Consider the following 23,353-nt stretch of genomic DNA (forward strand, 5'->3'; position numbering starts at 1 on the left):
GTTGGATCGGAAGAATCTATCTCAGCGAGCCGAAACCGCGCTCGCGTGAGCCGTTCTGGCCCGGAGTGTGGACCCAGGTACGCACGTGCCGAAGTTCGGGGCGGGTGGCGATGAACGCCTCGAAGCGGAACGAGCGGAACGGTCCGCCGTTGTCGGTGACGATCGTGACCAGCGGCTGCACTGCGCCTTAGGTGTCGCGCGGAGCGAGGTCGACTGACCGGGAGCCGGCGAGCCGTTCGGCTTCGACGAGGGCGAGCTCGATGGCGGCGACGGCGTCGTGCTGGTTCGCGGTCGGGGCCGCGTGCCAACCGGGCTCGTACTTCGACCAGTAATCACGGCAGCCGGCCCGCCGCCAGGTGCCTCGGTCGGTGGTTTCGAACCCGGAGAAGCCAGTTGCCAGACTCGGTTCGGGCCGGTCGGCTCGGTAGCGAACACGGCCTTTCGACAGACTGCGAGCTGGCGCCGTTCCCGCTGGTAGTTCGCCTCCAGCAGCAGGCCCTCGTCCCGCAGCAGCCGCAGCATGGTCGCCTGGGGGACGCGGTGGCCGTCGTAGCGGCACATCGCCCTGGGCTGGCCCCAGCAGGACGCGGACCGACACTGGATGCACAGCCGCTGCGCCAGCTTGCAAGGAAGACCTCGAAGCCAGTTAATCTCCGGACGAGTTGGTGCGTGGGGGTCCATTCTGAACGCATGACCCCGCCCGATGCCTCTCCGGCCTCACCCACGACGAAGATCACCGCAGTGACGCGGCGTGACATCTTCGACTACCTGCGCGGCACCGACGCTCCGTGGTGGGGCCGGCTTGACGACGAGATCGCGTTCCTGGAACGGCTCTACAAGCTCGACCAGCTGCCGTCGACCGACAGCCGATTCGCCACTGCGCGCGGCGACATCCTCCAGCACCGGTTCAACAACGACGACTGGGACGACGACTGGATCTTCACAGATCCCCGCCTGGAACTCCGTTCCGGGCCGGACGAGGTGCTGCTCGCCTTCCTCGTGCAGACCCTGCACCCGGAGGTGCTCTCCGATGCCGACCAAGCCTCACAGCGCGTCGACCGACTGAACCGCCTTCTGGAACCGGACGGCTGGGCGCTTCGCGCCTTTCGGTTCCTGTCGGGTCGGCCGATCTACACACCGGTCCGGGTACAGGCCGTCGGCCCCCTGGTGTCGTTGCCCTTGAACGACGATGACGCGGGCAAGCTCGACCTCGTTCTCGGCCAGATCTACAGCCTCCTCGACTGCGACGGCCAGGAGGCCACCCGCGACCTCCTACGCAAGGCCACACTCACGTTGCGCCGTGACGGCGGCTTCTACCAACCCATGCCGGGCGACAACTGGACTGCCAGCACCTACGAGGCCGTCCTCACCGTCGACCGCCCGCTCCTCCCGGCGTTCACGCCAGTGGTGGTCGATGCAATCTGGCAGCAGCTGGGAGCGGTGCTCGCGCGGCTCGGACGCGAAGACGTGCAGTCGCTTGTGATCGAAGGCGACATGGGGCCGATGCCCTACATCCCGCACGACTGGAGAGGCCAGGCGGCCACACCGGTCTCCCCTGTGATCCGCGGCGCTCGCATTAACTTCGCCTCCACCGACTTCGACGTTGTGCGCCAGGACTTCTCAGACCTTGAGATCCGCTCCGCCGCGGACGGTGGCTTCCACTACTTCTACGACACTCGGGCGAACAGGCGGGTCACTGACTTCGTTCTCGACGACCGACCCCAGGTAGCGACCCTGTGCAACGTCACCATCATCAGGAAGGACGATACCTACTCCCCCCGCATCAAGCTGTGGAAGAAGGACAAGACCAAAGCCGAGAGGGCAGTGGCCATGGAGGTCATCCCCGGCACCGAGACCACCCAGATCATCAAGGCGGTGGTCGACACCAGTGACGCCCACGAAAACTTCTGGAAGGTCATCAACTTCCTCCAAGGGTGTACCGGGCTCCACACCCCTGGCAGTCGTGCCGGCCTCGCTGCCGGCGACGCTGATCAGCTCGCCGAGATGCTGAACGGCCAGGACCGGACCATGCTCCTGCACGCGCTCAAGACCGCAATCGGCGGCTCCCTCACCGAAGAAGACATCCGGCTCATCAGCAACCGCAAGGTCCAACTCCGACACTTCGACCAACTGCTGAACGACCCCGAGTACTTTCGGAAGGAAAAGGAGCGAACCACCAAGTCCAGCGAAGCGCTCTGGCAGGACTACTTCGAAGGAAACCCTTGGATCTTCGGCTACGGCCTCAACCTCGTCGCCTGCGAAGCCCTCGACGACGGCAAGCTGGAACGTATCACCACCGGAGCCAATATCTTCACCGGAGCCGGCAAGCGGATCGACGCGATCATGCGCTCCAAAGGCTTTATCAGCAGCATGCTGTTCTGCGAGATCAAGACCCATGAGACACCACTGCTCGCCAAGACCCTCTACCGCACCCCGGACATCTACCAGGTCTCGACGGAACTCGGAGGCGGAGTCGCCCAAGTCCAGAAGACCGTCCACAAAGCCCAACGGCTGATCTCCGAGGAACTGACCCGGCTCTACCAGGCCGACGGCACCCCGACCGGCACCGAACTCTCCACTACCAAGCCCCACCAGGTCCTCGTGATCGGCAGCCTGGCCGAATTCAAACACGACGGCGAGGTCAACCCGGAAAAGCTCAGCTCTTTCGAACTCTACCGATCCTCCGTCCAAGGCATCGAGGTCATTACGTTCGACGAACTCTACGACCGAGCATGCTTCATCGTGGCGGACCAGTAGGACTCTGTCGCCCACCTCACAGCCAGGGACGGGATCGTACTTCGGTAGCTCTCCGTAAGCCGCGCACCGAGCAGGCGGCGCGATCCCTCGGCATCGCCCGGCACTTTCCGGTGCCTCTCATCCGTTGAGGTCGCCGCGTGTGCACTGATTGTGAAATGATCTTCCTTGAGGGGCATGTTTCCGCAGGTCAGAGGCATGTTTGATCAGAACTACGACCTGTAGGACACCCTCTGACCTGCGGTAACGCGGTTCGATCTCTCGGCGTTTCCGCAGGTCGAGCAGGGCTCTGACCTGCTCGACCTGCGGGAACATCTGGAGAGGGATTGGCTGCAGCACGCCTTCTCGCTCCTTTCGGTACCGAACTTGATCGGGTGATGCCGGAGTCGTTCGCATGGCAGTGGTCGGCTGCCTTCGGCAGCTCTGTTGGCGTGAGGTACGCGCAAGGTGGGGGCTGACCGACGCCGAGGGGGCCGCGCGGGAGCGGATTCGGCTCGGCGGTCCGACCGTGCCGGTCCGGGACAACGTCTGCCCCCAGGTGGCCCCACCGTTACGGGAGTTCATCGAGGCGAGCCCCCGTTGGCTCACCGTGTTCCACCTGCACTCCCACGCGCCGGGCCTCAACTCGCAGGAGGGCATCTGGACGCTGGTCAAACGCGGCATGGGCAACCTCGCCGCCGCCGACCCGAGCCAGATCACCTGGGCCGTGAAGCACCGGCTCAAGCAGATCCAGCACCACCCCGACCTGGTCGGCGACTGCCTTGTCGGCACCGGCTTGATCATGAACGGCTGACCGACATCACCCGATCAAGTTCAGTATCGCCACGTAGAACAAGGTCTGAACGCGCGCCGACTCGCCGGCAGCGTGGCCGCCCCGGGACGCGCACGAGCTGGCCCTCAGTTCGGTTGAGGCCGCCGTATGTGCACCGGCCGTGAAGTGATCTTCCACGACACCCCCGCCTTCCCAGGTCAGAGGCATGGTGGAGCCGCACTGCCACCTCTGGGCCCCTCTCCGAGCTGCGGGGACGCAGGTCGGCCTCTCATCCGTTTCCGCAGGTCAGCACCCCGCCGGCCTGCGGAAACGGTGTTCTCGGGTGCGGCGACCGGGCGAGGGGCGTTCGTCCTGGTGACTGGAGTTGCGTGGTGATGATTGAAGCTGCTTGATACTGGCCAGTTTCATTGACATTCGAGCATCATGTTGCTGCTATTGCCGCACCGACCGCGTGGTGCGGCCCCGGCGATCGGCTCCGTCCGCGTCTCGGTGCGGGCCGGTTCGTGGCGGCGAGGGGCCTGGAGGTCGTTCCGTTCGTCCGTTGAAGGGGTACCGGCATGAAACGCTCTCTTCGGTTCCGGCCCGTCGCCGTGTGTGCGATCGTGCTGGCGGGCCTGGTGCTGGCCCCGCAGGCGGCGCGGGCCTCGTCCACGGCGACCAGTGCTTCGGGGAGTGCGCTGGCGGTCACTCCTCCGATGGGCTACAACAACTGGGCCCGGTTCGGGTGTTCGGCCGACAACCCGAACAGCGGTGACGTCGGGCCGTCCGAGGCGCTGATCCTGGGGCAGGCGGCGTCCCTGGTCGGTTCGGGGCTGGCCGCCAAGGGGTACCGGACCGTCACCATCGACGACTGCTGGATGACCCGCTCCCGCGACGCGAGCGGCAACCTGGTGGCGGACCCGGCCAGGTTCCCGAACGGGATGGCGTACCTCGGACAGCAACTGCACAGTCAGGGACTTGAGTTCGGCATCTACGAGGACATCGGCAACTCGACCTGCGGCGGCTACCCCGGCGACTACGGCCACTTCCAGCAGGACGCCGACCTGTTCGCGTCCTGGGGGGTGGACTACGTCAAGCTGGACGGCTGCAACATGCCCTCGGCCGACAACAACCTCGCCGGGTACACCAGGGACTACGCCGCCTTCGCCGCCGCGCTGAAGAAGAACGCCGGCCACCGCGACATGGTCTTCTCGAACTCGGCGCCCGCCTACTTCTCCATCGGCCCGACCGAACTGGGCAGTTGGTACTCGATCGTCGACGCCTCCGCCAGCAGCAGCCAGCTCTGGCGCAGCGGCTACGACGTGAAGATGGCGCACGCCGGCGGAAGCGCCTGGACCAAGCCGGGCAACCAGGCGGGCGTGCTGACCCAGTACGGCTACAACACCGAGCTGGCCCGCTACTCCGGTCCCGGGAACTGGAACGACCCGGACTTCCTGATCCCCGACCAGCTGACCGACGCCGAGACCCGCAGCCAGCTCGCGCTGTACGCGGTGACGTCGTCGCCGCTGATCCTGAGCACCGACGTCCCCCACCTGTCGGCGGCGGCGCTGGCCGCCCTGAACAACGCCGAGGTCATCGCCGTCGACCAGGACGCCCTGGGCGCCGGAGCCGTGCGGATGGGCGACGGGCCGGCCGGCTCCGGCAGCGGTGTCGAGCTCGTCGCCAAGCCGCTGTCCGACGGCAGCCTGGCCGCCGTCGTGCTGAACAAGGGCGCCGCCGTCCAGGCCGGCTACAGCCTGAGCCTGTCCGCGCTCGGCCTCGATCCGGCCGGCAGCGGCTGCGGCTACACCGTCAAGGACCTCTGGGGCAACCAGGGTTGGGCCGGGGACACCTCCGCCGCCTCCGCCGGATCGGTGGCGCTGGCGAACATCGGCAGCCACGACAACGCCATGCTGAGGATCACCCCGAACGCCGGCTGCGCCGGGTACACCCCCACCGGCCAGATATCGGCCAGTCCCCGCGGCATCAACAGCGCCCCGCTGTGCCTGGAGCGGTACGGGTCCGTCACCGCCGTGGACATCGCCACCTGCACCGGGGCGACCAGGCAGCAGTGGCAGCTGAGGGCCGACGGCACCGTCCGCCTGGTCGAGCCCGGAGCGGGCGGAACCGCCCAGTGCCTGACCGCGCCGTCCGGCACCACGGCCAGCGCCGTCAACGGCCAGTCCGGCCGGTGGCTGCGGGTCGACACCTGCGGCGCCGCCGCGGACGCCGGCTACCAGAACTGGTCCTACGGCCGCGACGGCAACCTGGTCCTGACCGGGTCTACCGCCGGCGCGGGCCTGTGCGCGGACGTCTACGGCGCGACCACCGGCACCTCCGGCACCCCGGTCGACCTCACCGCCTGCGCGGCGGCCCCGGACGCGCTGAAGGCGGCCCAGGTCTGGGCGGCGCCGGTCGGCGCCTCCACCTACCAGGCCGACCACGCCAGCACCCTCGGCGGCCAGGCGCAGGTCTCCGCCTGCGGCACCTGCCCCGACGGCAAGCTGGTCGGCTTCATCGGCGGCACCACCAACACCGGCACCCTGACCTTCGCCGACGTCGAGGTCGCCACCGCCGGCACCTACCAGCTGCAGATCGACTACATCAACGGCGACGCCGGCGCCCGCACCGGGAACATCACCGTCAACGGCGGCACCCCGACCCCCGTCGGTTTCCCCAGCAACGGCAACTGGACGACGGTCCAGTCGAAGCTGGTCACCGTCGGGCTGAAGGCCGGTGCCAACACCATCCGGTTCGGCAACCCGAACGGCTGGGCCGCCTCCATCGCCACCCTCAGCGTCCCCACCGTCCCCACCGGCCGGCTGTACTTCGCCGACACCGACGGCACCCTCGGCGGCCAGGCGCAGGTCACCGCCTGCCCGACCTGTCTCGACGGCAAGCTGGTCGGCTTCATCGGCGGCACCACCAACACCGGCACCCTGACCTTCACCGTCCCCGCCGAGACCGCCGGCACCTACCAGTTGCGGATCGACTACATCAACGGCGACGCCGGCGCCCGCACCGGGAACATCACCGTCAACGGCGGCACCCCGACCCCCGTCGACTTCCCCAGCAACGGCAGCTGGACCGTCCCGCAGGCCAGGACCGTCACCGTCACCCTCCGGGCCGGGGACAACACCATCCGGTTCGGCAACCCCGACGGGTGGGCCGCCTCCGTCTCCACCGTCACCCTCTGACGGCCGGGCCACCCGGAGCGGGCGGCACCGGGCCGCCGGATCGCCTCCCCCCGTGGGCGATCCGGCGGCCCGGTGGTCTTGTCGGCGGCGGGGGTCGAAGTCAGGTCCTAGCGGCCGAGGTTGAAGGTGAGGGCGGGGTTCGCGTTCCGGGCCAGGGTGTGGGCGAAGTCCGGCCACCAGGCGCCGGCGGCGGGGTCCTCGCTGCCGTACTCGGGGTCGGCGGGGCCCGCCGTGCCGCGGTGGCAGGTGCCGTCCGACTCGCCGATGGTCTTGACGTAGAGGTAGGCGTCGGCGAGGGGCCGGCCGGTGTCGGCGGTGGGGCGGACGCCGATGCCGCGGCCGGGGGCGTTGCACCAGGGTTCGGCGTCGGTGTACTTGCCCGCCGGGGGAATCCAGGCGCCCTGGCCGTTGCGGCTGTTGTCCAGGACGTAGTGCGTGAGGTCCTGGACGGGGGGCTTCCCGACGGTCCCGTCGAACCAGGCGTCGACCCACTTCCAGGTGGAGGGGTCGGAGAAGTCGACGGCGTTGCCGGGCTGCCCGTCGTTGGGGGCGGCGGGCGAGTAGTACTGGCTGGCGCAGGTGTCGGTCCGGCCGCGGGCCTCGGCCGGGCCCTCGGTGGCGTACCAGACGCAGGTGGAGACCCAGGTGGCGTACCGGTTGAGCTGGTCGGTGGGCTGGTAGTTGGAGACGTTCAGCGAGAAGCCCTGGGTCTTGGACAGGTTCGCCTTGATCAGCCGTCCGGCCAGCTCGCCGACCGGCTGCCAGTTGCTGCTGCCGCCGTCGAGGTAGACGGAGGTCTTCGGCTGGGCCTCCATGATGTCCGCCGCGGCGCGGATTTCGGCGTAGCGCTGCTCGGTGCGGGTGCCGTCCGGGTCGCCCTCCGGGCAGTCCTTAGGCAGCAGGGCCAGGCCGTCGGGTTCGACGATGACCGCGGCGCGGCCGGTGCCGATGCCGTCGGCGACGCCCTGGACCCAGGCCCGGTACGCCGCCGGGTCGGCAGCGCCGCCGGCCGAGTAGAAGCTGCAGTCCCGGCCGGTGACGTTGTAGAGGACGAAGACCGGGACGGTGCCGGTGGCCTTGGCCGCCAGCATGGTCTTCCGGACGACCTTCCCGATCTCGGCGGGGGTGCCGTAGTCGAGCCAGATCGCCTGCGGCCAGCTGGCCAACTGGGCCATCCGCAGGGCGTCCTGGACTTTGCCCGCCCTGAGGTCGGCGACCGCCTGCCGGGCCGCCCCGGCCTCGGGGTCGACGTAGAAGCGGGTGTTCGCGGGCAGGGTGTGGTCGACCGCCGGAGTACCGGACGCGGCAGCGGCCACTCCGCCGCCCAGGCCGCCGGAGGCGAGCGCCGCGCAGGCCACGGGGACGAGCAACCGTCGCACTCTGCTCATGGGGAAAGTCTCCTTCGTACGGGGGTGGCGGGGTGGGTGGGGGTGTGCCCGGCGGCGGGGTCCGGCGGATCGGCGGCACGCGGAGCCGGGCGGCGCGCCGTCGAGGGCGCGGGCCGGTGGTGCGGGCGGCCGTGCGTACGTGCGCGCGGACGGGCAGGTGGGCGGGCAGGCGGGAAGCACGGGGCGGGGCGGGGTGGTGCGGTCGGCAGTGCGCTGGAAGGCTAGCGGGGTGGAAGCGCTTCCAGTTTTGTCGTTGGCCCAGGCCGCCGTGGGCACTCATGGTGGGGGGTGCGCGACGGACGTGTCAATAGCCGTCCGGGCGGCCGGGCGGCGGGGGCATCGCCGTGAGCGGGCGGTCGGTGGTGCCCCGGGTGACGGCTGCCGGGTGCGGTCCGGAGGGGCCGTCGAGGGGCCTTCGAGAGGAGCCGGGGGTGGGGTGGGTCTTATTTTCGCAGCTCAGAGAGGGGTTAGGGCGGGTTGAGGCGGGTCCGGAGTGCCCGGGTGCCGCCCGTCGGGGCGTCGGGGCGTTGGGGCGGCCCGACGGTGGACGGCGGTGGACGGTGGTGGGTGGCGGCCGGGACGGTCGGCGCGTCCGGGGTGGGGCGGGCAGCGGGTCGGCGGCCGGAAGCGCTACCGGAAAAACCGGGCACGCGTGCGCGTCGGCTCCGGTGGGTCACGGTCCGGACGGCCGGGGGCGTGGGATCATCGCAGTGTCCGCCGCCACGTGAAGCCGAGGAGCAAGTGTTTCGATGGAGCCGTCGCCCAGGCGCATGCCGACCCTCGACGAAGTGGCGGAACGGGCCGGCGTCTCGCGTACCGCCGCCTCGCGCGTGATCAACAACGTGCCGCACGTCAGTCGGGCAAAGCGGGAGGCGGTGGAGCGGGCGGTCAAAGAGCTGGGCTACGTCCCCAACCCGACCGCGCGGGCCCTGGCCACCCGCAAGGTCGGCGCGGTCGTGCTGGCCGCCTCCAGCGACGAGGCCGGGCTGTTCGCCGATCCCTTCTTCGCCGAGGTCGTGGTGGGGGTGAGCGCCGCGCTGGAACAGTCCGACCTGGAGCTGATCCTGCTGCTGGCCAACACCCCGCGCGGCCGGGAGCGCCTGCGGCAGACGGTCCGCTCGCGGCGGGCGGACGGCATCATGCTGATGCCGCTGGACGGCGACGATCCGCTGGGCGGGCTGGGCGAACAACCCGGCGTCCCGGTGGTCTTCGGCGGCCTGCCGCTGACCGGCGAGCCGCGCTGGTACGTGGACGCCGACAACCGCGGCGGCGCCCGACTGGCGGCCGAGCACTTCGCCCGGACCGGTCGGCGGCGACCGGTGATGATCACCGGCCAGGCCGACCAGCGGGTCTCGTCGGTCCGCCAACAGGGCTTCACCGAGGGCCTGTTGCTGGCCGGGGTCCCCCTGCTGGACGCGGTCTCCGGCGACTTCCAGGAAGAGGGCGGCGTCCGGGCGATGGCCCGACTGCTGGACGCGCACCCGCAGTTGGACGCGGTCTTCGCCGCCTCGGACGGCATGGCGATCGGCGCGCTCCGGGAACTGCGCCGCCGCGGACGCCGGGTGCCGAGGACGTGGCGGTGATCGGGTTCGACGACCTGGCCAGCGCCCGGCTGACCAACCCGCCGCTGACCACGGTGCACCAGCCGGTGCGGGCCCTGGGCCACGAGATGGCCCGGATGCTGGTCGGCGCGATCGACGGCCAGGACCCGAGCCCGCTGATCCTCCCCACCCGACTGACCGTCCGCGAATCCGCCCCGTCCCCGCCCTCCCGGCCCCGACCGCCGCCCCGGCCGCGACCCGCGGGACCCACTGAGGGACGGGCGGGCGGCACCTGCGGGGACGGCCGGGAAGGAGCCCGTCGCCCGCCCCGGTGGCGGCGGACCGGTCGGGTGCGGCAGGCGTAGCAGGCAGGACTCCGGCAGACGGTGGGAGGCGGCGACAGGCGGACGGCGCTGACGTGTGCCGACGTGCGGCGGCGGCACGATCGACGGCCGGCCAGGACTCGAACCCGCCGAGAGCCGGACGGCACTCACAGGAGTGATCAGGAAAGGCCCACCGCCCCTGTGTCGCCAGGCAGTTCGGGGACGACGCGAACGCCGGGGCGGGGCTCGGCGAACGGCGCAGACGTACGGCGGCGGGCGGCGGGCGGCGGGCGGCGCGATCGACGGTCAGTCAGAGCTAGAACCCGCCGAGAGCCGGACGGCACTCACAGGAGTGATCAGGAAAGGCCCACCGCCTCTGTGTCGCCAGGCAGTTCGGGGACGACGCGAACGCCGGGACGGAGCTCGGCGAACGGCGCCGACGTGCGGCGACAGCCTGGGTCCGAACCTGCCGGGCCGGGTCGGGAGGAGCCCGTCACTCGCCCCGGCGGCGGTGATTCGTTCGGGTGCGGTGGGGGTGTCGGGGTGGTGCGCGGCAGGTGGCGAGGCAGGTGGTGTTGCGGTGGGACGTGGCGTGCGAGTACTGGAAGCGCTTCCAAATTGTTTCCGGTTCACCCGGGCAACACCCTTGACACCCCGACCTCACACGGCCGAAACTTCCGGCACGGCCGTGGAAGCGCTTCCAGTATCTCGCTTCCGGCTGAAGGACCGATGGAATCCCCCTCCGCATCAGCAGTCGTCCGGCCCGGCCGGCGACGCAGCGCAGCCTTGCGTCACGCCCACGAATGGGAGCGCTCCCACATGACTTCTGTCCAGGCCCGACCGGCCCCCACCCCTTCCACCGTCCGCGCGGACGCCGTGGACTCCGTGAACCCCCTGGAGGACGCGGAGGACGCGGAGGGCGCGGAGGACGTCCGCCGTTTCCCCGTCGGCTTCCTGTGGGGCAGCGCCACCTCCGCGTACCAGATCGAGGGCGCGGCGAACGAGGACGGGCGGGGCGCGTCGATCTGGGACACCTTCTGCCGCACGCCCGGCCGGGTGCACCGGGGCGACACCGGTGACGTGGCCGCCGACCACTACCACCGCTGGCGCGAGGACGTCGCGCTGATGAAGGAGCTGGGCCTCAACGCGTACCGGTTCTCGGTGTCCTGGCCGCGGGTGCAGCCGACCGGGCGGGGCCCGGCGGTGGAGCGCGGGCTGGACTTCTACCGGCGGCTGGTGGACGAACTGCTGGAGGCCGGCATCACGCCGGTCGCCACGCTCTACCACTGGGACCTGCCGCAGGAGTTGGAGGACACGGGCGGCTGGCCGCGGCGCGCCACCGCCGAGCGTTTCGCGGAGTACGCCCGGCTGGCGGGCGAGGCGCTGGGCGACCGGGTGCGGCACTGGACCACCCTGAACGAGCCCTGGTGCTCGGCCTTCCTGGGCTACGGCTCCGGGGTGCACGCCCCCGGCCGCACCGACGCCGGTGACGCGCTGCGCGCGGCGCACCACCTGAACCTGGCGCACGGCCTGGGTGCGGCGGCGCTGCGCTCCGTGCTGCCGCGCGGCGCCAAGCTCTCGGTGTCGCTCAACCTGCACCAGGTCCGGCCGCTCACCCAGAGCCCGGCGGACCTGGACGCCGCCCGGCGGATCGACGCGGTGGGCAACCGGGTCTTCCTCGGTCCGATGCTGCGCGGCGCCTACGACGAGGACCTGCTGGCGGACACCGCGCACCTGGTGGACTGGGACGGGCTGGTCCGGCCCGGCGACCTGGCCACCGCCGCCGCCCCGATCGACCAGCTGGGCCTGAACTACTACACCCCGGCGGTGGTCTCGGCGGGCGGCGGCGTCCGCAACGACGCGCACGGCCGCAGCGAGCACAGTCCGTGGTCGGGCGCCGAGGGGGTGGCGTTCCACCAGCCGCCCGGCGAGGTCAGCGCGATGAACTGGAGCATCGACCCGTCCGGTCTGCGCGACCTGCTGGACCGGGTGCACCGGGAGCGTCCGGGCCTGCCGATCGTGATCACCGAGAACGGGACGGCCTGCGAGGACTACGTCTCGCCCGAGGGCGTGGTGAACGACACCGAGCGGATCGCCTACCTGCACCAGCACCTGGGCGCGGTGCACGAGGCGATCGAGGCCGGGGTGCCGGTGGCCGGGTACTTCGCCTGGTCGCTGATGGACAACTTCGAGTGGGCGTACGGCTACGCGAAGCGCTTCGGCCTGGTCTACGTGGACTTCGCCTCGCAGCGGCGCACGCCGAAGAACAGCGCGCTCTGGTACGGCCGGACCAGCCGCCGCGGCGGCCTGACCCGGCGGCCCTGAAGGAGCGCCCGCAGATGCGAACGATCGTGCGCCGTCTCGGTTTCTACCTGCTGGCCGGCTTCGCGGCGGTGACCGCCAACTTCTTCCTGGCCCGGCTGCTGCCCGGCAGCGCGTTGCAGAACGTGCTGTCCAAGCTGCGCTCGGCCAACCTCGACCAGGAGGCGATCCGGGCCCTGGAGGCCCAGTACGGCGGGGGCCACGCGAGCCTGCTCTCGCAGTACCTCACGTACCTGGGCCACCTGCTCCGGGGCGACCTGGGCGTCTCCACCTCGCAGTCCTCGCCGGTGGCGACCATCCTGGGCGAGAGCCTGCCGTGGACGCTGGGCCTGGTGGGCACGGCGACCGTGCTGGCCTTCCTGGTCGGCACGGTGGGCGGGATCGTCATCGGCTGGCGCCGCAGCGGGCTGCTGGACGCCCTGCTGCCGGCCACCACCTTCTTCCAGGCGGTGCCGTACTTCATCCTGGCCTTCCTGGTGATGATGACGCTGGGCTTCTTCGGCGGCCTCTTCCCGTACCAGAACGGCTACGACATCGGCCGGGACGCCGACCTGACGCCGGGGTGGAACGGGCCGTTCGTGCTCAGCGTGGTCGGGCACGGCGCGCTGCCGGTGCTGACCGTGGTGCTGGCCTCGCTGGCCGGCTGGGTGGTCGGCATGCGCAACCTGATGGTCACCACGATGGACGAGGACTACGTCCTGGTCGCGGCGGCGAAGGGCCTGCCGGCGTGGAAGGTGGCGGCGGTGGCCGCGCGCAACGCGATCCTGCCGACCATCGCCAACTTCGCGCTGTCGATCAGCCTGGTGGTCACCGGCTCGCTGGTGACCGAGATCGTCTTCACCTACCCCGGCGTCGGCTGGCAGATCTACCAGGCGATCCTGACCGGCGACTTCCCGCTGCTCCAGGGAATCCTGCTGGTCGTCGTGTTCACCGTGCTGGCCGTGAACCTGATCGCGGACATCGCGTACGTCGCCCTCGACCCCCGCGCCCGCAAGGAGGCCTGAGCGATGCCCCGCGCGCTCCGTTCCCGCAAGGTGGCCACCGGCCTGGTGCTGCTGCTGGTCCTGTTGCTGCTGGCCCTGTTCGGGCCGCTGCTGGCCCCGCACGCGCCGGACTTCCAGGCCAACCGCAGCAGCGGCCTGCCGCTGGCGCCGTCCGCCGCGCACTGGCTGGGCACCGACCAGCAGCAGCACGACCTGTTCTCCCGGCTGCTGGCCGGCGGCCGCGACACCCTGCTGATCTCCTTCCTGGCCGGTGCGCTGGCCAACGTGCTCTCCGTCCTGGTCGGCGTCACCGCCGGGTACCTGGGCGGGTGGGCGGACGAGGTGCTGTCCGCGCTGACCAACATCTTCCTGGCGCTGCCCGGGCTGCTGATCCTGATGGTGATCATGAAGCCGCTGCCGCCGTCGGAGACCTCGAACCCGCTGCTGATCGGCACGGTGATCGCGGTCACCGCGTGGGCCTGGGGCGCCCGGGTGCTGCGGGCCCAGACCATGGCGCTGCGCGGACAGGACTACGTCGAGGCGTCCAAGGTCATCGGCGAGCGCACCTGGCGGATCATCGTCTTCGAGGTGGTGCCGAACCTGCTGCCGATCCTGGCCTCGGCGTTCATCTTCACGGTGATCTACGGCATCGGCACGTACACCGCGCTGGCCTGGCTGGGCGTGATCAGCCCGGCCTCGGTGACCTGGGGCACGGTGCTCAACGAGGCGCAGGCGTCCGGCGCGGCGATCAACGGCTACTGGTGGTGGTACCTGCCGCCGGCCCTGGCGGTGGCCCTGGTCGGCATCGCGCTGGCGCTGATCAACTTCGGCATCGACGAGATCACCAACCCGCGGCTCTCCTCGGCCCGCACCGGCCGGGCCGCGAAGGTCCGCTTCCGGCTGGGGCTGACCCCGGTGCTGCGGACGGCGGCGCCGACGCGGGACGAACCGCCTTCCCCGGAGGGCGAGTTCACGCCCACGGTGGTGCGCACCGCCGCGCGGAGCGAAGACCCGAAGACCCTGGAGGCCCAGCCGTGACCGGCGAACCGATCCTCGAAGTGCGCGACCTCTGCGTCGACTACGGCCTGGGCGACCGAGCGGTGCGCGCCATCACCGACGCCACCGTCACCCTGCACCGGGGCGAGGTGCTCGGCCTGGCCGGCGAGTCCGGCTCGGGCAAGTCCACCCTGGCGTACGCGGTCACCCGGCTGCTGCGCGCCCCCGGCGTGATCACCGGCGGCGAGGTCCGCTTCCACGGCCGGGACGGCTCGCTGGACCTGCTGGCGGCGGACGCCGCCGAGCTGCGCCGGGTGCGCTGGAACCAGATCTCGGTGGTCTTCCAGAGCGCGATGCACGCCCTGAACCCGGTGGCCCGGATCGACGCGCAGCTGACCGACGCGCTGCGGGCGCACCGCGCCGGGCTGACCGCCGCGCAGCGCACCGAGCGGGCGGTGGAGCTGCTGCGGCTGGTGGGCATCGGCGCGGACCGGCTGCGCAGCTACCCGCACGAGCTGTCGGGCGGCATGCGGCAGCGGGTGATGATCGCGATGGCGCTGGCGCTGGACCCGGAGATCGTCATCATGGACGAGCCGACCACCGCGCTGGACGTCGTCACCCAGCGCGAGTTCCTCGACGAACTGTTGCGGCTCAAGGACGAGTTGGGCTTCGCGATCGTCTTCATCACGCACGACCTGTCGCTGCTGGTCGAGCTGGCCGACACCATCGCGATCATGTACGCGGGGCGGCTGCTGGAGCGCGGCCCGGCCCGGGAGCTGTTCGAGGGCCCCGGGCACCCGTACACGGCGGGGCTGCTGGACTCCTTCCCCGCGCTGCACGGCGAGCGGGTGCGGATGGAGGGCATCCCCGGTGCGCCGCCGGCCCTGACCGCGCTGCCGACCGGCTGCGCGTTCCACCCGCGCTGCGCGTCCGCGCTGGAGCGCTGCGCGGTCGACGTCCCGCCCACCGTCCGGCTCGCGGGCGGCCGGGGCGAGCGGCTGGCCGCGTGCTGGCTGCACGAGGACGGCCGTGAACTGCCGGCGCCGCCGGCCCGATCCCTGGGGAGGAACCTGTGACCGGCACGGTCGACCCTGCCGCGCCGCGCGTGGTGCACGGCCCGAAGCGGCCGGGCGTCCCGGCCCTGGAGGCCCGCGGCCTGACCAAGCACTTCCCGGTGCACCGGGGCCTGGGCGGCCGCGCGGTGGTGCGCGCCGCCGAGGACGTCTCGCTGGCGCTGCCCGAGGCGACGGTGACCGCGGTGGTGGGCGAGTCGGGCTCGGGCAAGTCCACGCTGTCGCGGCTGCTGACCCGGCTGATCACCCCGACCTCGGGCGAACTGCTGCTGGACGGCAGGCCGGTGGGCACTTCGGCCCGGGAGCGCCGGGCGTACACCAGCCAGGTGCACCTGGTCCTCCAGGACCCGTTCTCCTCGCTGAACGGCGTGCACGGCGTCCGCTACCACCTGGAGCGTCCGCTGAAGCTGCACCGGAAGGCGCGCGGCGAGCAACTGGACGTGCTGGCCAAGGAGTTGCTGGAGCGGGTCAGCCTCACCCCGGCCGACCGCTACCTCGACGCGTTCCCGCACGAGCTGTCCGGCGGGCAGCGCCAGCGGGTCGCCATCGCGCGCGGCCTGGCGGTCCGGCCCCGGGTGCTGCTGGCGGACGAGCCGGTGTCGATGCTGGACGTGTCGATCCGGCTGGGCGTGCTCAACCTGCTGGACGAGCTGCGCGAGCGCGAGCGGCTGGCGATCCTCTACGTCACCCACGACATCGCCTCGGCCCGCTACCTGGCCGACACCGTGGTGGTGATGTACGCGGGGCAGGTGGTGGAGTCCGGCCCGGCGCGGCAGATCACCGACTCCCCCGCGCACCCGTACACCCGGCTGCTGCTGAGCGCGGCGCCGGACCCGCACCGGTCCGGGCCGGTGGTGCTGCACGGCCGCGGCGCCCCGCCGAGCCTGATCGACCCGCCGGGCGGCTGCCGCTTCCACCCGCGCTGCCCGTTCGCGATGCCGGTGTGCGCGCAGGCCGCGCCGCCGGCCCTGCCGGCCGGGCCCGAACAGGTGGCGTCCTGCTGGCTGTTGAGCCCGGACCGCGCGGCGGCGCCCACCGAGACCCACGCCGGCGCCCTCACCGAGACCCACGCCGACACCCCCACCGGCACCCAGGCCGGACCAGAGCAGTCGAACCACAGAAGGAGCACGTCGTCATGAGCCGTTCCACCGCTTGGAGAGCCGCCGCCCTGGTCGCGGCGATCGGTCTCGGTATCACCGCCTGTTCCGGCTCCGGCGCGGGCTCCGGCAAAGGCGCCAAGGACAGCACCCTGGTGGTGGAGTCCAACCCGGTGCCCTCCTTCACCGAGAACTACAACCCGTTCGACGGCAACTCCTTCGTGACCGTCGCCAACGCCCGCTCGCTGGTGTGGGAGCCGCTGTTCCAGTTCAACACCCTCACCGAGCAGGACCCGATCCCGTGGCTGGCCAAGGGCTACGAGTGGTCGAACGGGAACCGGACGCTGAAGCTGGCCCTGACCCCGGGCGTCAAGTGGAGCGACGGCCAGGCGTTCTCCTCGGCCGACGTCAAGTTCACCTTCGAGCTGCTGAAGGCCAACCCGGCGGCCAACGGCGGCGGCGCCCCGCTGCCGAGCGGCATCGAGACGCCCGACGCCGACACCGTGGTGATGACCTTCGACGGCCCGCAGAAGGCCAACTTCGTCGGCATCGCCAACCAGTTGATCGTGCCCGAGCACGTCTGGTCGGGGATCAAGGACCCGGCCACCGCCGTGGTCAAGGCCGACCAGCTGATCGGCACCGGCCCGTACCTGCTGGACAAGTTCACCAGCCAGAACGTCACCTTCAAGGTGAACCCGCTGTTCCGCGAGACCCCGAAGGTCAAGCGGATCTCCTTCCCCGCCTACGCCACCAACGACGCGGCCACCCTGGCGCTCAGCTCCGGCGAGATCGACCTCGCGGGCAACAACATCACCAACGTGCTGAGCACCTTCGTCGGGAAGGACCCGACCCACCACCACCTGTTCCAGCAGGACGCGCCGTACTTCCCGGCGTCCAACACCGTCTCGCTCTTCCTCAACACCAAGAGCGAGAGCGCCCCGGCGCTGGCCGACCCGGCGGTGCGGCGGGCGATCAGCGCCGGCATGAACCGCAAGGCGTACACCAGCCAGTGCGAGACCGACTACGCGCTGCCCGCCACCTCCTCCAGCGGCCTGCTGCTGCCCAACGACGCCAAGGCGCTGGACCCCGCGCTGAAGGACGACCTCAAGCCGGAGGCCGACACGGCCGCCGTGGACTCGCTGCTGAGCGGGGCCGGTTGGAGCCGGACCGGCGGCAAGTGGACCAAGGACGGCAGGACCATCAAGTTCACGATCATCGACCCCAACTCGTTCACCGACTACTGGTGCGCGGCGCAGGCGATGGCCAAGGACCTGAACGCGCTGGGCTTCGACGTCGACGCGAACGGCGCGTTCGACTTCAACAGCTGGAACACCGCGATCACCACCGGTAAGTACGATGCGGCGATCCACTGGGGCCAGGGCGGCACGCCGTACCAGCGCCTGCAGTACGTCCTGGACCCGCGGATGGGCGCGGAGACCGGCAAGGTCGCGGCGGGCGACTTCAGCAAGTACGACCCGGCGAAGTCGCTGGACGCGGTGAAGTCCTTCGAGGCGGCGGCCGACCCGGCGGCCGAGCAGGCCGCGCTGCACGGCCTGCAGCAGATCATGTCGCAGGACGTGCCCGCGGTGCCGGTCTTCTACGGCCCGGCCTGGTACGAGTACAACGACACCCACTTCACCGGCTGGCCGAACGCGGGCGACCCGTACATGAACCCGTCGCCGAACAGCCAGGCGTACGAGTACATCATCCTCAAGCTGACGCCGCGCGGCTGACGCACCCTCGGGCGGCGGAGCCGCACGCCCACGGGTGGAAGCGCTTCCGGACCCGCCGGACGGGAGCGCTTCCCCCACCACCCCAGAGTTCCGCGCACGCCGTGACAGCCCCCACCGTCGCCCGTGCGCGGCGCACCACCGGCACCACAAGGCACCACCCCCACCCATCCGTGCCCCGAGGAGGCCCACCATGCGACCCTCTGCACGCTCCCGTCGGTCCCGCGGCCGTCGCTGGCTGCTCGCTCCGCTCGCCGCGCTCGCGCTGACCGTCAGCCCGATCGCCAGCCCCGCCGCCAACGCCGCCATCGGCGGCAGCTTCACCGACAACTTCGACTCCTTCGACACCGGCCGCTGGCACAAGGCCGACGGCTGGACCAACGGCGGCATGTTCAACGCCGGTTGGCGCGCCGACCACGTCTGGTTCAACGGCGGCGTGATGGGCGAGAACCTCGACACCGCCACCTGCCCCAGTGGCTGCTCCGGCCGGCCCTACGCCTCCGGCGAGTTCCGCTCCAACGACCTGTTCTCGTACGGGCGTTTCGAGGCCCGGCTCCAGGCGGTGAAGAACCCGGGCACGGTCACCGGGTTCTTCACCTACACCGGGCCGAGCGACAACCAGCCCTGGGACGAGATCGACGTCGAGATCCTCGGCAAGAACCCGACCCAGCTCCAGACCAACTACTTCACCAACGGCGTCGGCGGCCACGAGACCGTCATCAACCTCGGCTTCGACGCCTCCGCCGGGTACCACGACTACGCCATCGAGTGGTGGAACCAGGGCACCGTCAACTGGTTCGTCGACGGCAAGCTCGTCCACCAGGAGAACGGCTCGCGCGGCGCCCTGCCCACCCACCCGATGCGGCTCATCGCCAACCTGTGGCCCGGCACCGGGGTCGACAGCTGGCTCAGCCCCTTCACCTACCCGGGCACGCCGCTCACCGCCCGCTACGACTGGATGAAGTACACCAAGTACTGAGCGCCGGTGCGGCATTGAAGCGGTAGGACGGTGAGCCGTCCGGCGCGGGGTCCCCCACCCCGCGCCGGACGGCGTTCGCGCGTTCGGGTGCCCGTGCGTCCGGGTGCCCGCGCGTTCGGGTGCCCGTGCGTCCGCGTGCCCGTGCGTCCGCGCGTTCGCGGCCGGGCGGGCCGGGGTCAGGCGGTGGCGGCGGCCGGGTCCGGGGCGGTGGCGGGCTCCGGGGTGCCGGTGCGGCGGCGGGTCGGGAGGAGGGCGTCGAGGGCGAGGGCGCCGGGGCCGGTGGCGGCGAGGAGCAGGAAGGCCCAGGCGAAGAGGGCGGCGCTCTCGCCGCCGTTCTGGATCGGGAGCAGGCCGTTCTCCTGGTGGACGGAGAAGTAGGCGTAGGCCATCGAGCCGGAGCAGACCACGGCGGCCGTCCGGGTGCCGAGGCCGAGCAGGACCAGGGTGCCGCCGACGAGTTGGATGACGGCCGCGTACCAGCCGGGCCAGGACAGCGCCTCCACCGTGCCGCCGCCCTTGGCGCCGCCCAGGACGCCGAACAGCGAGGCCGCGCCGTGGCAGGCGAAGAGCAGGCCGGTCACGGCGCGGGTCAGGCCGACGAGGTAGGGGCGGGCCGCTTCGACCGTGTGGTGGGGAGCGGACGGGGACATGGGGGCCTCCATGGGCGCATGCGACGCGTTCGGCGCGTTCACAACAGAAACTTAGGTTAGCCTCACCTATTTTTGATTGAAGGCGCAACCACCCTTGCGAATTCTCCACAAACGGACGGCCACGGGCCGCTCGCACACCGGAGCGGTCGGGCGGGGCCGACGGGCGCGCCGACGGGTGGGTGATGGGCGGGCGACGGACGGGCGACGGGGGGAATCGGCTTGGCGGGGCGGGCTCCCTAGGCTAACTTGGCTTCTGCCTAGGGCGTCTAGGCACGAGTGGGGGCGGGAGAGGGAGAGAGGCGTCATGAAAGCGCTGACCGAACCGGTGATCCGGGCGTCGTTCGTCAACTGCACCAAGGGCGAGGCGAGTCGGCTCGCGCTGCCCCGGGGCCTGGCCGAACTGCCTTGGGAGGAGCTGGACTTCCTGGGGTGGCGGGACCCCGGGGCCCCCGACCGGGGGTACCTGGTGGCCGAGTACGGCGGGCGACTGGTGGGCGTCACGCTGCGGCGGGCGCAGCGGGCGGGGGCCGGGGCCCGGCAGGGGGCCATGTGCTCGATCTGCCTGACGGTGCACGCGGCGTCCGGGGTGGCGCTGCTGACGGCGCGGAAGGCGGGGCGGCCGTCCGGGGAGGAGTACGCGTCGGCGGGCGAGTACTTCTGCGGCGACCTGGCGTGCTCGTTGTACGTGCGGGGGCGCCGGCGGGCGTCGGCGGGCGGGGCGCGGATGCGGGAGAGCCTGGGCACCGAGGAGCGGATCGCCCGGGTCCGGGTGAACCTGGCCGCGTTCCTGGCCCGGGTGGTGCGGCCGTGAGCGGCGGGGCGAGGGCGGGGGCGGAGGCGAGGGCGGGGACGGGCGCTCCGGCGGCGCGGACGCCCGTCGACGGCAGGTGGTGCGGCCTGCGCTGGTGCGGGCGGCGCTGGTGTTCGGGGTGGGGGCGCTCGCCCCGTTGATCGGCGCCGTGGCGGACGGTCCGGCGGCGAACGTCCGGGCGGAGGAAGGGAGTTGAGGCGGCGGCGGCGCGCAGGGGTCAGCGGGCCGGGGGCCAGTTCTCCAGGAGGTGGTGCAGGCCGGTGGTGATGCGCCGCCAGGAGTCGGCGGCGGCGCGCGGGTGGTTGAAGCCGCCGGCGCTCTCGATGCCGATGAAGCCGTGGAAGGTGCTGCGCAGGAGGCGGGCGGCGTCGGTCAGGTCGGGTTCGTCGAGGCGGTAGTGGCGCATCACCGCGTAGGTCAGTTCGATGCTCCGGGCGAACACTGCGGTATCGGTGAACTGCTCGGGATTCAGCGGCAGTTGGGTGGCGGCGTAGCGGCCGGGGTGGGCCAGCGCGTAGTGCCGGTAGGCGTCCGCGAAGGCGGTCAGCGCCTCGCCGCCGGAGCGGCCGGCGATGGCGGCGGCCAGGGCCTGGTTCAGCTCGTCGGAGGCCAGCAGGGCGACCCGGACCCGGATCTCCTGGAGGTTCTTGACGTGCGAGTAGAAGCTGGCGTCCTTCACCCCGAACCGGCGGGCCAGCGCGGAGACGGTGACCTTCTCGATGCCGACCTGGTCGGCGAGTTCGGCGGCGGCGCGGGTGATGCGTTCGACCGTCAGCCCAGCGTGCGCAGCCATGTTCCCCGTCCTGTGCGTGGCTCTTCGAGCGGGTGGCCAGTTTATCGGGATTCGGGTGCGACCTTTTCCGGCGCCGACGCGTCGGTACGGGGTGGGGACGTCGGCGCGGGCAGTACGGCCGGGGTTCCGCAGGGCCGGGGAGAGATCAACTGACGCCCCGGCAAATGGTAATGTTCATGCCAAAACGGGGGCGCGGGTGACGTGCGTCCCCGGCCGATCCGCACCCTGGAGCACCCTTGCCCGGACGCCCGCCCCGCCACCGCCGGTACCGCCGCGGCCTGCCGCTGGCCGCCGCGGTCCTCGCCGCCTCCCTGCTCGCCGGCTCCGCCCAGGCCGACGACCCGGCCCCGGCCGACGCCACCCTGACCGCCGACCTCGACGCCCTGCTGTCCGACTCCCGGCTGGCCAACGCCCAGACCGGCGTCGAGGTGCTGGACGCCGCCACCGGGCAGGTGCTGTACGCCCGGCAGCCGCAGGCGCTGCTCACCCCGGCGTCCACCCTGAAGACGGTGACCTCCACCGCCGCGCTCGACCTGCTCGGCGCGGACTACCGGTTCACCACCGAGGTGCGCACCACCGGCAGCCGGTACGGCTCCAAGGTGGTCGGCGACCTGGTGCTGCGCGGCGGCGGCGACCCCACCCTGCTGGTGCAGGACCTCGACGACCTGGCCACGCAGGTCGCGGCGTCCGGGATCACCACCGTCACCGGCCGGGTGCTGGCCGACGGCACCCGCTACGACAGCACGCCGCTCGGCCCCGGCTGGGCCTGGGACGACGAGCCGTACTCGTACAGCCCGCAGATATCCGGGCTGACGGTCGCCAACGACCCCGAGTACCTGATGGACACCGTGCAGGTGACGGTCGCGCCGGGCGCGGCCGCCGGGCAGGCGGCGAAGGTCACCCTGAACCCGGCCGAGGCGCCGATGGCGTTCGCCGGGTCGGTGGCCACCGGCGCGGCGGGCAGCGGCTCGTCCGTCGGGGTGGACCGCGGGCGCGGCAGCAACGAGCTGGCGCTGTCCGGCAGCATCGCGGCCGGGGCCGCGCCGGTCACCTCCTGGGTGACGGTCGAGGACCCGTCGACGTACGCGGGCCGGGTGTTCGCGGGCGCGCTGGCCCGGCACGGCGTGCGGGTGGCGCACGGCGGCGCGCAGGCGGCGACCGGGCAGGAGGGCTCGCAGCCGCTGGTCTCGCACCGGTCGCAGACCCTCGCCGAGCTGGTCGTCCCGATGCTGAAGGTCAGCAACAACGGCATGGCCGAGCACCTGACCAAGGAGATCGGCAAGGTCAAGGGCGGCCGCGGCGACTGGGCGACCGGCATCGCCCAGGTCCAGGCGTTCCTGAAGGCCAACGGGCTGGGCACCCCCGCCGGGCGGCAGGTCGACGGCTCCGGCCTGTCCCGCTACGACCTGATCACCCCGGCCAAGCTGGCCGACCTGCTCCGGCTGGTCCAGGACCGGCCCTGGTTCGGCGCCTGGTACGACGCCCTGCCGGTGGCCGGCAACCCGCAGCGGATGGTCGGCGGCACGCTGGCCACCCGGATGACCGGCACAAAGGCCGCGAACAACGTGCACGCCAAGAGCGGCTCGATGGGCGGCGTCGACAACCTGGTCGGCTACGCCACCGCCCCCGACGGCCGCCGCCTGGTCTTCGCCGTACTGATCAACGACTTCGCCGGCACCAGCCCCCGCCCGGTCCTGGACGCGATCGCCGTCCGCCTGGCCACCGGCCCCGCCACGACGCCCGCGGCCGGCGCCCCGCAGCAGAAGGCCAGGTCACTGAGCGCCCCGGCCACGGACGACGGCTACCCCGGCACCCGCTGGGAGGACTGCGAGGCCGTCGCCCACTGCTGAACCCCGCCGAGCCCTTCCCGCCCCGGACCCCGCCGCACCGCGCGGCGGGGTCCGGGGCGGTTTTCGGCGGCTGCGGATTTCATGCGACTGTCATCCATCAAACGGTTGATTGACG

Annotated in this window: 15 protein-coding genes and 2 pseudogenes; 13 read left to right on the top strand and 4 right to left on the bottom strand. The window is 71.8% G+C overall.

Annotation, left to right across the window (positions count from 1 at the left end; all coding sequences use genetic code 11):
* Positions 1 to 16: 16 nt before the first annotated feature.
* Positions 17 to 181 carry a hypothetical protein gene (locus QMQ26_RS10500; protein ID WP_282205517.1) on the bottom strand — a complete coding sequence of 55 codons (165 nt, stop codon included), beginning with the start codon at positions 179 to 181 and terminating at the stop codon, positions 17 to 19.
* A 509-nt stretch (positions 182 to 690) separates the two neighbouring features.
* Between QMQ26_RS10500 and QMQ26_RS10505 the strand changes: the two genes are divergently transcribed.
* From QMQ26_RS10505 to QMQ26_RS10515, 3 genes and pseudogenes are all read left to right on the top strand, one after another.
* The gene (locus QMQ26_RS10505) at positions 691 to 2,757 is read left to right on the top strand and encodes a Shedu anti-phage system protein SduA domain-containing protein (protein ID WP_282205518.1); all 2,067 of its coding nucleotides are present in this window, start codon (positions 691 to 693) and stop codon (positions 2,755 to 2,757) included.
* A gap of 475 nt (positions 2,758 to 3,232) precedes the next feature.
* Positions 3,233 to 3,547: pseudogene (locus QMQ26_RS10510) on the top strand (IS630 family transposase); the annotation flags it as partial.
* A 536-nt stretch (positions 3,548 to 4,083) separates the two neighbouring features.
* Positions 4,084 to 6,702 (top strand): CBM35 domain-containing protein, encoded by a 2,619-nt coding sequence (locus QMQ26_RS10515; protein ID WP_282205520.1) that lies wholly within the window; start codon positions 4,084 to 4,086, stop codon positions 6,700 to 6,702.
* Positions 6,703 to 6,809: 107 nt separating this feature from the next.
* Here the strand turns inward: QMQ26_RS10515 and QMQ26_RS10520 are convergent, their stop codons facing one another.
* Positions 6,810 to 8,090, bottom strand: coding sequence for a glycoside hydrolase family 6 protein (locus tag QMQ26_RS10520; protein ID WP_282205521.1), 1,281 nt, complete (start codon positions 8,088 to 8,090; stop codon positions 6,810 to 6,812).
* A gap of 749 nt (positions 8,091 to 8,839) precedes the next feature.
* Between QMQ26_RS10520 and QMQ26_RS10525 the strand changes: the two are divergent.
* The 8 genes and pseudogenes from QMQ26_RS10525 to bglS form a co-directional block, all read left to right on the top strand.
* A pseudogene (locus QMQ26_RS10525) lies at positions 8,840 to 9,846 on the top strand (LacI family DNA-binding transcriptional regulator); the annotation flags it as partial.
* A gap of 927 nt (positions 9,847 to 10,773) precedes the next feature.
* Positions 10,774 to 12,279, top strand: a complete 1,506-nt coding sequence (locus QMQ26_RS10530) for a GH1 family beta-glucosidase (protein WP_282205522.1) — start codon at positions 10,774 to 10,776, stop codon at positions 12,277 to 12,279.
* 14 nt (positions 12,280 to 12,293) lie between these two features.
* Positions 12,294 to 13,280, top strand: coding sequence for an ABC transporter permease (locus QMQ26_RS10535; RefSeq protein ID WP_100835893.1), 987 nt, complete (start codon positions 12,294 to 12,296; stop codon positions 13,278 to 13,280).
* A 3-nt stretch (positions 13,281 to 13,283) separates the two neighbouring features.
* Positions 13,284 to 14,297: an ABC transporter permease gene (locus tag QMQ26_RS10540; RefSeq protein WP_282205523.1), complete on the top strand. Its 1,014-nt coding sequence runs from the start codon at positions 13,284 to 13,286 to the stop codon at positions 14,295 to 14,297.
* Entirely contained in the window at positions 14,294 to 15,331 is a 1,038-nt protein-coding gene (locus QMQ26_RS10545; protein ID WP_282205524.1) for an ABC transporter ATP-binding protein, read from the top strand. Before QMQ26_RS10540 ends, QMQ26_RS10545 begins: the two co-directional genes overlap by 4 nt.
* Before the next feature lie 29 nt (positions 15,332 to 15,360).
* Complete coding sequence (locus tag QMQ26_RS10550; RefSeq protein WP_282206488.1) at positions 15,361 to 16,467, top strand: ABC transporter ATP-binding protein; 1,107 nt, start codon at positions 15,361 to 15,363, stop codon at positions 16,465 to 16,467.
* Complete coding sequence (locus QMQ26_RS10555) at positions 16,464 to 18,158, top strand: ABC transporter substrate-binding protein (protein WP_282205525.1); 1,695 nt, start codon at positions 16,464 to 16,466, stop codon at positions 18,156 to 18,158. Before QMQ26_RS10550 ends, QMQ26_RS10555 begins: the two co-directional genes overlap by 4 nt.
* 190 nt (positions 18,159 to 18,348) lie before the next feature.
* Positions 18,349 to 19,134: a beta-glucanase gene (bglS, locus tag QMQ26_RS10560; protein ID WP_100835897.1), complete on the top strand. Its 786-nt coding sequence runs from the start codon at positions 18,349 to 18,351 to the stop codon at positions 19,132 to 19,134.
* A gap of 176 nt (positions 19,135 to 19,310) precedes the next feature.
* On the opposite strand, the gene QMQ26_RS10565 is transcribed toward bglS, so the two are convergent.
* Positions 19,311 to 19,784: a DoxX family protein gene (locus QMQ26_RS10565; RefSeq protein ID WP_282205526.1), complete on the bottom strand. Its 474-nt coding sequence runs from the start codon at positions 19,782 to 19,784 to the stop codon at positions 19,311 to 19,313.
* A gap of 304 nt (positions 19,785 to 20,088) precedes the next feature.
* Here QMQ26_RS10565 and QMQ26_RS10570 point away from each other — a divergent pair, with 304 nt between their 5' ends.
* Positions 20,089 to 20,595, top strand: coding sequence for an FBP domain-containing protein (locus tag QMQ26_RS10570; RefSeq protein ID WP_282205527.1), 507 nt, complete (start codon positions 20,089 to 20,091; stop codon positions 20,593 to 20,595).
* A gap of 217 nt (positions 20,596 to 20,812) precedes the next feature.
* Here QMQ26_RS10570 and QMQ26_RS10575 read toward each other — a convergent pair whose 3' ends face one another.
* The gene (locus QMQ26_RS10575; RefSeq protein ID WP_100835900.1) at positions 20,813 to 21,388 is read right to left on the bottom strand and encodes a TetR/AcrR family transcriptional regulator; all 576 of its coding nucleotides are present in this window, start codon (positions 21,386 to 21,388) and stop codon (positions 20,813 to 20,815) included.
* A gap of 236 nt (positions 21,389 to 21,624) precedes the next feature.
* On the opposite strand from QMQ26_RS10575, the gene dacB reads away from it, so the two are divergent.
* Positions 21,625 to 23,238 (top strand): D-alanyl-D-alanine carboxypeptidase/D-alanyl-D-alanine endopeptidase, encoded by a 1,614-nt coding sequence (gene dacB, locus QMQ26_RS10580; RefSeq protein WP_282205528.1) that lies wholly within the window; start codon positions 21,625 to 21,627, stop codon positions 23,236 to 23,238.
* Positions 23,239 to 23,353: the final 115 nt, after the last annotated feature.

Source organism: Kitasatospora fiedleri (assembly GCF_948472415.1).
In the GTDB taxonomy this organism is placed as follows: domain Bacteria; phylum Actinomycetota; class Actinomycetes; order Streptomycetales; family Streptomycetaceae; genus Kitasatospora; species Kitasatospora fiedleri.

Coding starts and splice junctions, on each gene's coding strand:
- QMQ26_RS10505 (WP_282205518.1), top strand. CDS start 691: ATGACCCCGCCCGATGCCTCTCCGGCCTCACCCACGACGAAGATCACC.
- QMQ26_RS10515 (WP_282205520.1), top strand. CDS start 4,084: ATGAAACGCTCTCTTCGGTTCCGGCCCGTCGCCGTGTGTGCGATCGTG.
- QMQ26_RS10520 (WP_282205521.1), bottom strand. CDS start 8,090: ATGAGCAGAGTGCGACGGTTGCTCGTCCCCGTGGCCTGCGCGGCGCTC.
- QMQ26_RS10530 (WP_282205522.1), top strand. CDS start 10,774: ATGACTTCTGTCCAGGCCCGACCGGCCCCCACCCCTTCCACCGTCCGC.
- QMQ26_RS10535 (WP_100835893.1), top strand. CDS start 12,294: ATGCGAACGATCGTGCGCCGTCTCGGTTTCTACCTGCTGGCCGGCTTC.
- QMQ26_RS10540 (WP_282205523.1), top strand. CDS start 13,284: ATGCCCCGCGCGCTCCGTTCCCGCAAGGTGGCCACCGGCCTGGTGCTG.
- QMQ26_RS10555 (WP_282205525.1), top strand. CDS start 16,464: ATGAGCCGTTCCACCGCTTGGAGAGCCGCCGCCCTGGTCGCGGCGATC.
- bglS (WP_100835897.1), top strand. CDS start 18,349: ATGCGACCCTCTGCACGCTCCCGTCGGTCCCGCGGCCGTCGCTGGCTG.
- QMQ26_RS10565 (WP_282205526.1), bottom strand. CDS start 19,784: ATGTCCCCGTCCGCTCCCCACCACACGGTCGAAGCGGCCCGCCCCTAC.
- QMQ26_RS10570 (WP_282205527.1), top strand. CDS start 20,089: ATGAAAGCGCTGACCGAACCGGTGATCCGGGCGTCGTTCGTCAACTGC.
- QMQ26_RS10575 (WP_100835900.1), bottom strand. CDS start 21,388: ATGGCTGCGCACGCTGGGCTGACGGTCGAACGCATCACCCGCGCCGCC.